The following is a 13459-nucleotide window of genomic DNA, read 5'->3' as shown; positions in this document are numbered from 1 at the left end:
TCTGGACAATAATCGCGAACGTGAGCGCACGTATCTGGAATCCGTGCTGACTACTGCCCCCGAGTATGCAGGCCTGGTCGCCGGGCAATTGCTCGAAAGCTATCGAAGCCTGGGACAGGCTTCGCAAGGCCTCAAGGTGCTAACCGCACACTATATGCGTTATCCTGCGCTCGACGTTTTCAACGTTATTTTTCGCGAACTTCGGGCACAAGACGGGTATGCACCTGCATGGGAATTTGCGCGAGATGCCTTGCGGGCCCACCCTACCTTATTGGGTCTGGATCGTCTTCTTGAGGTTGAGCTTGCCTGCGGCAGTACGCCCCCAGGGCCCAATATGGCACCGGATGCCGATCTGGGATTGTTGCGCTCGCTGATACACAAGCATACGCAGCGTCTGGATCGCTACGCCTGCGGCGTCTGCGGATTCGAGGCCCGGCATTTTTACTGGCAGTGTCCGGGGTGTAATTCCTGGGAAACCTACCAGCCTCGCCGCATCGAGGAGCTTGCATGAATGCATTTCCATTGGAAGCCGCTGCACGGGTTCGCGTGCTGGTGGTAGGTGACCTGATGCTCGACCGGTACTGGTTCGGCGAGGTCGACCGCATCTCGCCCGAGGCCCCGGTGCCGGTTGTGCGGGTGGCGCGGCGCGAAGACCGCCTGGGCGGAGCCGCCAACGTGGCGCGCAATATTGTGTCTCTTGGGGCCAAGGCCACCCTGATGGGAATCGTCGGTGACGACGAAGCCGGGCGGCGCATCCGGGACCTGGCTTATGACGAAGGCATACAACCGTGTCTGGTGACCGACCCTGTCCTGCATACGACGCTCAAGATGCGCGTCATGGGACGACAGCAGCAGTTGCTGCGGGTGGATTTCGAAGAGAATCCCAACGGCAATAGCCTTGAATCACTGCATGCCGATTTCGTGTCCCAGTTGGCCGGCCACGACATGGTCGTGTTGTCTGATTATGCCAAGGGCGCCCTGAGCCGCGTCGAGGATCTGATCAAGGCGGCGCGAGCGCAAGGTCTGCCTGTGCTGGTTGATCCGAAAGGGCATGCCTACCGCCGCTATCGGGGCGCAACCATCATTACGCCAAATCGTGCCGAAATGGCCGATGCAGTGGGTCGCTGGCAGACCGAATCCGATCTTGAAGAGCGGGCTCAGAAATTGCGCGAAGAACTGGCGCTTGAAGCGTTGCTGGTAACGCGGTCCGAACAGGGCATGACTCTGTTTACGACGGCCGGTCGCCATCATGTCGATGCCCAGGCTCATGAGGTGTTTGATGTGTCGGGTGCCGGCGATACCGTGTTGGCGGCGCTGGCAGTTACTCGTGCCGCCGGCCTTGCATGGTATGAAGCTGTTGAATGGGCGAATCGGGCGGGTGGCGTTGTGGTTGGAAAACTTGGTACGTCTGTGGTGACGGCAGGAGAATTGACATGATCGTGGTGACGGGCGCAGCGGGCTTCATTGGCAGCAACCTGGTTCGCGGGCTGAACGGCCGCGGCCAGAAAGATATTCTGGCCGTGGACGATCTGACTGAAGGCGACAAGTTCGTCAACCTGGTCGGCGGGCAGATTGCCGACTACATGGACAAGGACGAGTTCCGCCAGCGACTGGCTTCGGGCCGGCTGCCGTCCATTCAGGCAATTTTGCATCAAGGCGCGTGTTCAGACACCACCGAGCGCAACGGCAAGTACATGCTCGATAACAATTATCGGGTCACGCTCGAAATCTTCCAGTATGCCCAGAAGCACAAGATCCCGTTGCTGTATGCGTCGTCGGCGGCAGTGTATGGCGCAGGGCCGGCTTACATTGAAGACCTGCTCTACGAGGCGCCGTTGAACGTGTACGGCTATTCCAAGTTCTTGTTCGACCAGGTTCTGCGGCGTCATCTTGGTGAACTGACCGCACCGGTTGTAGGACTGCGCTATTTCAACGTGTACGGGCCTAACGAACAGCATAAGGGCCGCATGGCCTCGGTGGCCTTCCACAATATGAATCAGTTCCGCGCCGAAGGCCATGTGCGGCTTTTCGGCGGTTGGGACGGCTATGCCAATGGCGGGCAGATGCGCGACTTCATTCATGTAGATGATGTGGTCGGCGTCAACCTGCACTTTCTCGATCATCCCGAGGTGTCGGGCATATTCAATTGCGGCACCGGGCGGGCCCAGCCTTTCAACGACGTGGCGGCGACGGTTGTCAATACCCTGCGAGCTGCGTCAGGCCATCAGGCTATGTCCCTGAGCGAGCTGGTAGAGCAGAAACTCATCCGTTACATCGATTTTCCGGATGACCTCAAAGGGCGCTATCAAAGCCACACCCAGGCAGACCTTACCCGCTTGCGAGCGGCTGGTTACGACAAGGAATTCAAGGATGTCCAGACCGGGGTCGCCGAATATGTACGGGCCCTGCTGAAGCAGGGCCGGATCTGATTTCACTTTTTTCCTGTCGGGCAGGTGTCGACAGCTTCGGCGGGTAATTGTACGGATGGATCAACCTCGGCCTTATCCATAGTTGAAGGCAAAGTGAATCTGCATCATGGTGATGGACGGCCCTGACCCGCAAGCCGTCCCTTTTGGTTCATTCCATCGGAGATCGCCATGAATCCTTTTACAGAATCCACTGTTGCACGTCCCCTGTCCGAGCCGCGTCGCCAGGCCGCCAATCAAACCGAGGCGCACGGCCCTCAAGATGCAACGCCTGCGCTGCAACCCGGCGCCAGGCGCCCGTCGCGCGAAGCAAAGACGCGGCGTCCGGTACGGGGTCCGCGTTCCTTGCGCCTGGCGCGCCGACGCGCATCGGCTGCCATCCGGCGGCGCCGACCAGGCGAGTTCTCCATTCCCGTGCGCAGCGGGCCAATGAAAGCCTCAATTCTGGATGGCATCTCGAGGCGCTGCCGTCAGTTTTCTTTGGCGTTATTGGCTACCGCGCTTGCTTTTGGCGCTTCGGCGGCCTGGGCGGTCAACGTCAACAGCGCGAACGTGCAAGAGCTTGAGACCATAACGGGTATCGGCCCAAAGACCGCACAGACCATTGTCGAGGAACGTAATCGGGGGGGCAGCTTCGAGTCGTTCGACGACCTCAGCGAGCGCGTAAAGGGTATTGGTCCAAAAAAGGCCAAATCGCTTCAGGCAGCCGGCCTGGTGGTCGGGCCCGGGGGCTCCACGCCGAAAGCACCGGTACCCGCCGTGCAACGAAAAGCAGGCAAGTAGCCGCGTTTCGGGTTGCGGGTTCGGTGTATTATTTGCACATGAATAATGCATACCCAACCATTGAGCAGACCATCGGCAACACGCCGCTGGTTCGCTTGCAACGCATCCCCGGCAAACAGGCGGCAGACCGCGGCAACATCATTCTGGCCAAGCTCGAGGGCAACAACCCGGCCGGCTCAGTTAAAGATCGCGCCGCCAACTCCATGATCCGCCGCGCTGAAGAGCGCGGCGAAATCCGGCCGGGCGATACCCTTATTGAAGCCACCAGCGGCAACACCGGTATTGCTCTGGCAATGGTGGCCGCCGTTCGCGGCTACAAGATGATCCTGATCATGCCCGACAACCTTTCACTTGAGCGGCGGGCTGCCATGACTGCCTACGGGGCCGAGCTGATCCTTACGCCGGCCGACCAGGGCGGCATGGAGTATGCGCGCGACCTGGCCGCCAGGATGCAGGCAGAAGGCAAGGGCAAGGTGCTTGACCAGTTCGCCAACGCTGACAACACGCAAGCCCATATCGATGCTACAGGGCCCGAACTGTGGCAGCAGACAAACGGCAACATCACGCATTTTGTCAGCGCAATGGGTACGACAGGAACCATAATGGGTGTGGGGCATTATTTGCGCAGCCGGAATCCGGCCATTCAGGTCGTGGGAGCCCAACCCGCAGAAGGCGCGTCCATTCCCGGCATTCGCAAGTGGCCGGAAGCCTATCAACCAAAAATCTATCACCCCGAAAAGGTTGATGCCTTCGAATACATCGGCCAGGAAGAGGCCGAGGAAATGGCGCGCAGGCTCGCCGCCGAAGAAGGCATATTCGCGGGCATTTCTTCGGCAGGTGCCCTTGTGGCGGCGTTACGCGTTTCGGCGCGCGTCGAAAACGCCACTATCGCCTTTATCGTGTGCGATAGGGGTGACCGCTATCTGTCGACGGGCGTCTTCAACTAGCCCGTCCCTGTTATAAGCGGGCGTCAGCTTGCATGGACCTTGCCAGACGCAGGCCGGCATATTGCCAGCGCGCATGGGCAGGAAAGAAGTTCCGGTACGTGGCGCGTGTGTGCCCGGGCGGCGTCACACACGATCCGCCCCGCAGAACGTACTGGTTCACCATGAACTTGCCGTTGTATTCGCCAAGGGCACCTGGCTGGGCATTGAAACCCGGATAGGGTGAGTAACTGCTGGATGTCCATTGCCAGCCGCTGTCGTACAGCTGGTCGATGGCAACAGCATCGGCGGGTCGGGCATCCGGCTGCTCGCAGGTTGCGGACATGGCTGCGTGTTCCCATTCGGCTTCGGTGGGAAGCCTGGCCTGCGCCCATCGGGCATAGGCATCGGCCTCGTAGTATGAAAGATGCAGTGCTGGACGTTCGGGCGCTAGCGGCACCATTCCATATAAAGTGAACTCGTGCCAGGTACCGTCGCGCTTTTCCCAATACATGGGATGCTGAACGGCTTGGTTGTCCGAGTGCAACCACGCCCATCCCTCTGATAACCATAGGGCCGGGTCCTGGTAGCCGCCGGCGTCGATAAAAGCCATGTACTCTGCATTGGTAACCAGTCGTGAGGCCAGGGCATAGGGTTCAAGATACTGCCTGTGTCGGGGAAGCTCGTTGTCAAAACAAAACCCTGTGCCGCCGTTGCCTATCTCTGTGATGCCACCCTGAAATGTCAGCCAGTGCAAAGGAGCCGGTTCAAGGTATCTGGATTGGAGTTCGAGCAGGGCGCTGTCGTCGTGATAGGCCGGCCGCAAGGGGTTGAGCCATAAAAGGTGCTGGACGTCAGTGAGGATCAGTTCCTGATGCTGCTGCTCGTGCTGCAGGCCCAGCTCGATCAGCCGTTCGATTTCCCGGGTTTGGCTTCCAGGTTGCGATGCGCAGATCACGATCAGAGATTCGATGCGTGCGTCGACGTCGTTGCGATAGTCCCATACCTTATCCATTCCCGGCCGCGTGATAAGGCCGCGCCTGGATCGTGGATACTGTTCTCCGATGCCGTTGTAATACGAATTGAACAGCACGCGAAAGGCCGGATGGAATGGACGAAAGCCCGGTTCGTAGGGTTCGAGTACAAACGTTTCAAAAAACCAGGTCGTATGTGCAAGATGCCATTTGACCGGACTTGCATCGGTCATGGATTGTGCACAGCAGTCTTCGTCGCTCAGGGGTTCGGCCAACATGGCCGTGGCGCGCCTGACGTCCTCATATCGCGCGAGCAGGGTGCCGGAGGCAATCATTGAGGCATCCTTTGTGTTCATGGGTGTGTCGACTCTGAACGGGCATGAACCACGGCAAACCATTCAGCCTCATCGGTCCAGAACTCGCCTGCGGTCCAGCCCGATTCTTCGAGCAGTTTCGCCAGGCCTTCACGAGTGTATTTATAACTGTTCTCGGTGTGGATCCGTTCGCCCTGACTGAAGCGGCGGCTATGTCCGTTCCAGCTGACCAGTACATCGTGCCTGGCTTGCAGGTGCATCTCGACCCGGCTGTGTGTCGGATTGAACAGGGCGATATGCTGCCAGTGACGCACATCGAAATCCGTGCCGAGGATGCGGTTGATGTTGCGAAGGACATTCAGGTTGAATGCACTGGTGACGCCCAGGGCATCGTCGTACGCTGCCTGCAGTATTTCGATGTCCTTGACCAGGTCTACCCCAAGCAATAACGAGGCGGCGTCTGCCGTCGATTCCTTCAGGCCCCGAAGAAATCGTCTTGCTTCAGGTGGGGCAAAATTTCCCAGAGACGAGCCCGGATAAAAGAACAGGCGTCCCCTGGAAGGGACGTCATCCCCAAGTTCAAGACCTCGCGAAAAATCCTGGCCCAGTGCCTGCATACGGATACCGGGATGACGCGGACGCAGACGGCGCAGCGCGCTGCGGACGAAGTCGGCAGATATGTCGACGGCGATGTAATGCGACGGACGCAGCGGCTCAAAAAGCGTTTCGGCCTTTGCACAATTACCCGCGCCCAGATCAATCAGCACTGCCTGGCGCGGTACGGCCTGGGCGATTTCCGAACGTCTTGCCTCAAAAATAGCCGCTTCGGTTCGCGTCGGGTAATACTCGGGAAGCAGACACAGGGCTTCAAACAGTTTGGAACCCAAGGTGTCGTAAAGATACTTCGGTGAGATCGATGCCTGGGGAGCCAGCAGGCCTTGCGACAATTCGCTCAGTTCGGTGTCGGCAAGCCCCGTTGCGTGTGAAGCCTGGCTGTAGCGGTCGGGCCGACGGCCCGACTGCGGCTGCATCGAATGAGGAGAGTGTGTCGACATTGGCTTGCGCTTCCGGTCTGCCCATAAGCCCTCGGGCGGACTTTAAGAGTAACACTGCTGCGTGCCGGTCGGCGAGTCTCCTGAAAGCGTCAGTTCGGTTGACCGTAGCCCATGCGTGCAGCCAGTTCCTCAGCCAGATCGGCAACGGATGCGGCATAAAAGTAGCTGCGGTTGTAATGAGTGATTGCAAAGAAATTTGGCGTTCCGCTGCGGTATTCAACCTGTTTGCGCGGTTCATCAACCAGATCCACTACACCCAGCTTGTGTTGGGTCCAGGGTGCCGTGACCTGGGCGGATGCCGGCGTGGCGATGGGCGCGGCACCCTTTGCTTCGAGTTGCTTCCACTCGTAAACAGGCTCCAGTCCTCCGTGTACGAGGCGCTTTGCATCGGCCGGCAGCCGTACGGGGGCGAACACTGGCAGGCCGGGTTGCCAGCCGTGTTCGACCAGAAAGTTGGCGACCGACATAATCGCGTCTTCGGGGCTGGACGCAAGGTCGATGTTGCGGTCTCCGTCGCCATCGACCGCGTAACGCTTGAGGCTGCCGGGCATGAATTGGGGCAGACCCATCGCGCCTGCAAACGAGCCTGTGACGCGTCTTGCGTCAAGCACGCCCTGGTAATCCAGCACCATCAGATCTGCCAGCTGATCCTGAAACAGCTTTACGCGATCAGGCCGGTTGGGGTGTTCGGGATAACGGAAAGCCAGGGTTGCGATGGCATCCAGAACCGAAAAGCTGCCGGTGTAGCGGCCATAAACGGTTTCCACGCCAATGATGGCAACGATGATGGAGGGCGGTACTCCGTAGCGTGCAAACGCCTCGTCCAGTGCCTGACGGTTATCGGCCCAGAACTCGACGCCTGCCCGGATACGGATGGGGTCTACGAAGCGCTTGCGATACGTTACCCAGCTACGGCGCAATCGCGTCTTTGCCGGCGACATCAATTCGGCGGCTTTGGCGTCGTAGCGCGCGTCTTCGAGCAATGCCTGAACATGATTCAGGGGCAGGCCGCGCGTGGCGGCTACCCTCTGCGCGTACGCCTGAATGTCTGGCTTCAGGCGGCCGTTTGAATCTGTGAATGCGTTGGGGCCTGAATCGGGAGCCAGGGCCCTGCGTGCCCAGCCGCTGCCTGACCCTGAAAGTGTCACAGCTGACTGAGCCGGAGCGGCTTGCTGAATATTCGATGAAACAGTGTTGTGCTGCGTGTGCGAGGGAACGGTCTGGCTTGAAGCGCAGCCGCCAAGCAGTACCGCTGCGGCGACTTGCAAAATGCGGACGGGTTTGAACATAATCCTCCTTATGCAGACCCTTTATATTACTCATCCCGAATGCCGCTTGCATGAAATGGGCGACTGGCATCCCGAAAGCCCCTTCCGTCTGGATGCCATCAATGACCACCTGATTTCAAGCGGCCTGCAAGGGCTGCTCGAAGAGCGCGAGGCGCTCCCCGCTACCGAAGTCGACATTCTACGCGTGCATTCCAGCAAGCATCTGGAATATTTGCGCAAGATGTCACCAGCAGAAGGCTACGCCGAGCTCGATCCCGATACCATCATGAATCCGCATACCCTGTCGGCCGCTTTCGCGGCGGCGGGGGCGGGCATTGTGGCCGTCGATGCGATCATGAAGAACGAGGCGCACACGGCGTTTTGTTCTGTGCGGCCGCCCGGCCACCATGCAAGACCAGGGCAGGCCATGGGCTTCTGCTTTTTTAATAACTTGGCCGTAACTGTAGCGTATACACTCGAAAAATACGGGTTTAAACGGATAGCAATCATCGACTTCGATGTGCATCATGGCAACGGAACCGAGGAAATGTTTAATTCAGACGCTCGGATTCTTATGTGCAGTATTTACCAAGATGCAATTTTTCCTAATGTATACGCTCAAAATGCCGGCTCGAATATGGTCAACATCGGGGTTCCGGCAAACACCGGCGGCGAGACGTTGCGCGACATCGTGGAAACACGCTGGATGCCGCAACTCGAAGATTTCCAACCCGAATTCATCTTTGTTTCGGCAGGCTTTGACGGTCATCGCGACGACATGCTGGGCGGGCTCAACATGCACGAATCCGACTACGCCTGGATCACCGAACGGCTTGTCAAGCTGGCAGATCGAACGGCTGGCGGGCGTATCGTCAGTTTTCTTGAAGGCGGCTACGACTTGTCGGCGCTGGGCCGCAGTGTTGCAGTGCACATCAAGGCTTTGGCAAAGCTGTAGAATGGTGAATTGCGCGAAATCAATAGCGGATTGCGCCGGGCCGGAAGTACGGGCGCATGCGCATTTCAAAATGAATTTTTATTTATGTTCCGGAGGTAATGCTCGATGAAGGTACTGGTGCCCGTCAAGCGTGTGGTTGATTACAACGTCAAGGTGCGCGTCAAGTCGGATCAAAGCGATGTGGATATCGCCAATGTCAAGATGTCCATGAACCCATTTGACGAGATCGCCGTCGAAGAAGCCACTCGGTTGAAGGAAAACTCCGTCGCCACCGAGGTTGTTGCTGTTTCTTGTGGCGTTGCACAATGCCAGGAGACCTTGCGCACGGCTATGGCTATTGGCGCCGACCGTTCCATTCTGGTCCAGACCGATGCCGAACTGCAGCCCTTGGCGGTGGCCAAGCTGCTCAAGGCGGTGGTCGAGAAAGAACAGCCTCAGCTGGTCATTCTGGGCAAGCAGGCCATTGACGACGATGCCAATCAAACCGGCCAAATGCTGGCCGCGTTGCTCGACTGGCCGCAAGCCACGTTTGCCAGCAAGATTGAGGTATCCGGCGATACTGCAACCGTCACTCGCGAAATCGATGGTGGCCTGGAAACGGTTGCGCTGAAATTGCCTGCCATCGTGACCACAGACTTGCGCTTGAACGAGCCTCGTTACGTCACTTTGCCCAACATCATGAAGGCCAAGAAGAAGCCGCTCGAAACGGTAACGCCCGACGATCTTGGAGTTGATCCTGCGCCGCGCCTGAAGACTCTCAAGGTTTCCGAGCCGCCTGCGCGATCGGCAGGTGTGATGGTGCCTGATGTGGCAGCTCTGGTGGATAAACTCAAGAACGAAGCAAAGGTGATCTAACCATGTCGATTTTAGTTATTGCAGAACACGACAACGCCCATCTCAAGGGCGCTACGCTCAACGCTGTCGCGGCCGCTCAAAAGATCGGCGATGATATCCACGTTTTGGTCATGGGCGAAGGCGTGCAGGCCGTAGCAGACGCCGCAGCCAAGCTGGCCGGCGTCAACAAGGTATTGCTGGCCGACGGTCCTGCGCTGGCTGAAAGCCTGGCCGAAAACGTGGCGGCACAGGTTCTGGCCGTGGCCGAAGGTTATAGCCATATTCTCTTCGCTGCTACTGCCGAGGGCAAAAACGTCGCGCCCCGGGTTGCCGCCAAGCTTGATGTCGCCCAGATCTCCGACATTATTGCGGTCGAATCTCCCGATACTTTCCAGCGTCCGATCTACGCCGGCAATGCCATCGCGACCGTACAGTCTTCGGATGCCGTCAAGGTCATTACCGTGCGTACCACCGCGTTCGATCCCGTTGCTGCCGAAGGCGGTCAGGCTCCTGTAGAAACGGTGCAGGCAGTGGCCGACTCCGGTCGCTCTTCGTTTGTGGGTCGCGAGCTGGCCAAGAGTGATCGGCCGGAACTGGCCGGCGCCACTGTGGTGGTTTCTGGCGGTCGCGGCATGGGTAGCGCCGAAAACTTCAAGCTGCTCGAGCCACTGGCAGACAAATTGGGCGCAGCGCTGGGAGCATCGCGCGCGGCGGTCGATGCCGGCTATGCGCCTAACGACTGGCAGGTCGGACAAACCGGAAAGATCGTCGCACCTCAGCTGTATGTGGCGGTGGGCATCTCCGGAGCCATTCAGCATCTGGCCGGCATGAAAGACTCGAAAGTCATCGTGGCCATCAACAAAGACGCTGAAGCCCCCATTTTCGGTGTCGCCGATTACGGTCTCGTTGCGGATCTGTTCCAGGCAGTGCCCGAACTGACCAACTCGCTGTAAATTGCGCAGTACCTCGGCGCCGGTTTCGGCCGGCGCCGTGCTTCATCTGAACGGAGGGGCATCATGGGCTATCGCACACCCTTGCGGGAATATCAGTTCGTCATCGAAGAACTATCTGATCTTCCAGGCCTGTTGAGTCTGCCTGCGTTCGATCATGTCACTCCCGATCTCGTGCGCGCCGTCCTTGACGAGAACGCCAGATTTGTCGAGTCTGTGATCGCACCGCTCAATACTGTGGGCGACACCTCGCCGGCCACGCTGCATGGCGACTCCGTACAAACCAGCCCCGGGTTTCCAGAAGCCTTTCAGCACTATGCGCAAGGTGGCTGGCAGGGTTTGCAACACGACGTCCGTATCGGGGGCCAAGGCTTCCCCAAGCTTGTCGGAACGGCGGCCTCCGAAAATATCAACGCCGCCAATCTTGCGTTTTCCTTATGCCCGCTGCTGACTGATGGTGTCATCGAGGCCCTGTCCGCTGTGGGCTCACCCGAGCAACAGGCGCTGTATATTCCGCCGCTGATGGAAGGACGCTGGACCGGAACCATGAACCTGACCGAGCCTGGGGCGGGTTCAGATCTGGCATTGCTAAAGACCCGTGCAGAACCGCAGCCAGACGGCAGTTTCCGTCTGTTTGGTCAAAAGATTTTCATCACTTACGGCGAGCATGATCTGGCCGAGAACATCGTACACCTGGTGCTTGCCCGTCTTCCTGACGCTCCTGCCGGGGTGAAGGGCATCTCGCTGTTCATTGTTCCCAAGTTCATCCCCACCCAAAACGGAACACTGGGGCCCCGCAACGATGTGTCCTGTGCCTCGCTCGAGCACAAGCTGGGCATACATGGCAGCCCGACGGCGGTCATGCTGTATGGATCGGGACGGGGCGAGGCCGGAGAAGGCGCGGTTGCTTATCTGGTCGGAGAGCTCCACCACGGCCTGGCGTACATGTTTGTCATGATGAACGCCGCCCGATTCGCCGTTGGGGTGCAGGGAGTCGCTGTGGCCGAACGTGCCACGCAACAGGCCTGGGCTTACGCAGCGGACAGGCTTCAGGGGCAGCCGGTAGACAATCCGGGGGCCGGCACAGTAAGTATCAATCAGCATCCCGATGTCCAGCGCATGTTGTGGACCATGCGGGCGCTGACTGACGCGGGGCGGGCGCTTGCGGCTCTGGGTGCCAGAGCGCTCGACATTTCACGTCACCATGCCGACGATGACGAACGTGCTCGACAAAAGGCCCTGTACGAGTACCTTGTTCCGATAATCAAGGGTTTTTGTACCGAGAACGCCGTCGAAGTTGCCTCCTTGGGCGTACAGGTACACGGAGGCATGGGCTATATCGAGGAAACCGGGGCTGCCCAGTATTTTCGGGATGCCCGGATTCTGCCTATTTACGAAGGTACGACGGCCATTCAGGCCAACGACCTGTTGGGCCGCAAAACCTGGCGCGATCAAGCTGCGGTGGCACAGTATCTGCAGCGGCAAATGCGCGGGCTGCTCGCCGAAATCCAGCGCAGGGCGGAGGGCGGCAGCGCTCATCGAACCGGGCTTGCAGTCTTGGCCAGGCACCTCGAAAATGCCATCGTAGCGTACGAGCAGGCTGTCGACATTCTTATTCGTCATGCCGACGCGCCCAGAGCCGCATTCTGGGGCAGCGTCCCTTACCTGATGTTGGCGGGCACGGTGCTTGGGGGATGGCAGATGGCACAAGCAGCCCTGATAAGTATCGACGCTCTGGATTCCCAGAAAGACCCCGACCCTTTTTATTCGAACAAGCTTTCCGCGGCGATCATGTACGCATCGCTGATATTGCCTCGGGCACAGTCGTGGCTGTCTGTTATTCGTGACGGCTCCGACCTTGTAGCCTATGCCGGCAATATGACGGCGTCGCCGCGCTGACCCGGCCGTTTTGCCTGTTGCACCACCCGCCGCCTTTAGCTTATAAGGTTATATATACACGGTATTTAAATTCCGCCAACGAAGGTGGCACAATGTTTTGGTGCTGACCAACAGGCATTTCGATGTCGAGGTCCAGCTTTTTTCATCCAATCAGGAAGAGATCAATCATGGCTACTTTGCGACTGGGCGACACCGCCCCCGACTTCGAACAAGACTCCGACATCGGCCCCATCAAGTTTTACGAATATCTGGGCGATAGCTGGGGTGTGCTGTTTTCTCACCCGGCCGATTTCACGCCAGTGTGCACGACCGAACTCGGCTATACCGCCAAGCTGGCCGACGAATTTGCCAAGCGAAACGTCAAGGTGATTGCGGTTTCGGTCGACGACGCTCAATCACACAAAGAGTGGATCAAGGATATCAACGATACCCAGAACACCAAGGTCAACTTCCCCATTCTGGCCGATTCCGACCGCAAGGTTTCAGATCTTTACGACATGATCCACCCGAATGCCAGCAATACCGCCACCGTGCGTTCGGTATTCATCATTGATCCAAACAAGAAAGTTCGCCTGACGCTAACATATCCTGCAAGCACAGGTCGCAACTTCAATGAAATCCTGCGCGTCATCGACTCGCTGCAATTAACCGACAGCCACAGTGTCGCCACCCCCGTTAACTGGGAAGATGGCGACGATTGCATCATCGTTCCTTCCATCAAGGACGAGGCCGAGCTCAAGGCCAAGTTCCCCAAGGGCTATACGGTTGTGCGTCCGTACTTGCGCATTACGCCGCAGCCCAACAAGTAACACCTGCAGGTTGGCCTGTTGGCCGACCGGGACGCGACGGGCTGGTCCTGTAGCGTCCGCGCCCCGCCACGGAAAAACCGGGCGGGGTTTTTTTTGGCCGACCGGCAGGGTGTTCGTGGGTGGTGTGAGTTGGCGCACGATGCGAGCAGGGGTGCTGTTTATGCTTCCGGGGTGGCGTTCAGGGGCGCGGCGGGGATGTTGTTCTTGCAAATAAATGCTTGCCAAAAACACTGTTGTTTCGTACAGTATCGAATACAGCTGTTCAAATA

12 protein-coding genes and 1 pseudogene are annotated in these 13459 nt (G+C 58.5%); 10 read left to right on the top strand and 3 right to left on the bottom strand.

Annotated elements, in window-relative coordinates:
• The 5 genes and pseudogenes from Q1J88_RS11790 to cysM all read left to right on the top strand — a co-directional run.
• A pseudogene (locus Q1J88_RS11790) lies at positions 1–511 on the top strand (lipopolysaccharide assembly protein LapB); the annotation flags it as partial.
• Positions 508–1437 (top strand): D-glycero-beta-D-manno-heptose-7-phosphate kinase, encoded by a 930-nt coding sequence (gene rfaE1 / locus Q1J88_RS11785; RefSeq protein ID WP_301117911.1) that lies wholly within the window; start codon positions 508–510, stop codon positions 1435–1437. The pseudogene Q1J88_RS11790 and the gene rfaE1, both read left to right, overlap by 4 nt.
• Positions 1434–2429 (top strand): ADP-glyceromanno-heptose 6-epimerase, encoded by a 996-nt coding sequence (gene rfaD, locus Q1J88_RS11780; RefSeq protein ID WP_301117909.1) that lies wholly within the window; start codon positions 1434–1436, stop codon positions 2427–2429. The genes rfaE1 and rfaD overlap by 4 nt, the downstream gene beginning before the upstream one ends.
• Positions 2430–2597: 168 nt before the next feature.
• Positions 2598–3209 carry a DUF655 domain-containing protein gene (locus Q1J88_RS11775; RefSeq protein ID WP_301117908.1) on the top strand — a complete coding sequence of 204 codons (612 nt, stop codon included), beginning with the start codon at positions 2598–2600 and terminating at the stop codon, positions 3207–3209.
• Positions 3210–3247: 38 nt separating this feature from the next.
• Positions 3248–4156 (top strand): cysteine synthase CysM, encoded by a 909-nt coding sequence (cysM, locus tag Q1J88_RS11770; protein ID WP_301117907.1) that lies wholly within the window; start codon positions 3248–3250, stop codon positions 4154–4156.
• Positions 4157–4166: 10 nt separating this feature from the next.
• Here cysM and egtB read toward each other — a convergent pair whose 3' ends face one another.
• The 3 genes from egtB to mltB form a co-directional block, all read right to left on the bottom strand.
• On the bottom strand, positions 4167–5441 hold the full coding sequence (gene egtB / locus Q1J88_RS11765; RefSeq protein WP_301117906.1) for an ergothioneine biosynthesis protein EgtB: 1275 nt from the start codon (positions 5439–5441) through the stop codon (positions 4167–4169).
• A gap of 17 nt (positions 5442–5458) precedes the next feature.
• Entirely contained in the window at positions 5459–6475 is a 1017-nt protein-coding gene (gene egtD / locus Q1J88_RS11760; RefSeq protein WP_301117905.1) for an L-histidine N(alpha)-methyltransferase, read from the bottom strand.
• A gap of 89 nt (positions 6476–6564) precedes the next feature.
• Entirely contained in the window at positions 6565–7764 is a 1200-nt protein-coding gene (mltB, locus tag Q1J88_RS11755) for a lytic murein transglycosylase B (protein WP_301117904.1), read from the bottom strand.
• A 10-nt stretch (positions 7765–7774) separates the two neighbouring features.
• Here mltB and Q1J88_RS11750 point away from each other — a divergent pair, with 10 nt between their 5' ends.
• The 5 genes from Q1J88_RS11750 to Q1J88_RS11730 all read left to right on the top strand — a co-directional run bounded on the left by Q1J88_RS11750 (position 7775) and on the right by Q1J88_RS11730 (position 13190).
• Positions 7775–8698 carry a histone deacetylase family protein gene (locus tag Q1J88_RS11750; RefSeq protein WP_301117903.1) on the top strand — a complete coding sequence of 308 codons (924 nt, stop codon included), beginning with the start codon at positions 7775–7777 and terminating at the stop codon, positions 8696–8698.
• Positions 8699–8803: 105 nt separating this feature from the next.
• The gene (locus Q1J88_RS11745; protein ID WP_301117902.1) at positions 8804–9553 is read left to right on the top strand and encodes an electron transfer flavoprotein subunit beta/FixA family protein; all 750 of its coding nucleotides are present in this window, start codon (positions 8804–8806) and stop codon (positions 9551–9553) included.
• A gap of 2 nt (positions 9554–9555) precedes the next feature.
• Positions 9556–10485 (top strand): FAD-binding protein, encoded by a 930-nt coding sequence (locus Q1J88_RS11740; RefSeq protein ID WP_301117901.1) that lies wholly within the window; start codon positions 9556–9558, stop codon positions 10483–10485.
• A 63-nt stretch (positions 10486–10548) separates the two neighbouring features.
• Complete coding sequence (locus Q1J88_RS11735) at positions 10549–12381, top strand: acyl-CoA dehydrogenase (RefSeq protein WP_301117900.1); 1833 nt, start codon at positions 10549–10551, stop codon at positions 12379–12381.
• 167 nt (positions 12382–12548) lie between these two features.
• Positions 12549–13190 carry a peroxiredoxin gene (locus tag Q1J88_RS11730; RefSeq protein ID WP_301117899.1) on the top strand — a complete coding sequence of 214 codons (642 nt, stop codon included), beginning with the start codon at positions 12549–12551 and terminating at the stop codon, positions 13188–13190.
• Positions 13191–13459 lie beyond the last annotated feature (269 nt).

Source organism: Pusillimonas sp., from assembly GCF_029263785.1.
GTDB lineage: Bacteria > Pseudomonadota > Gammaproteobacteria > Burkholderiales > Burkholderiaceae_B > Pusillimonas.
The sequence above is the reverse complement of the archived record's forward strand: the minus strand, read 5'-3'. Positions and strand labels throughout refer to the sequence as shown.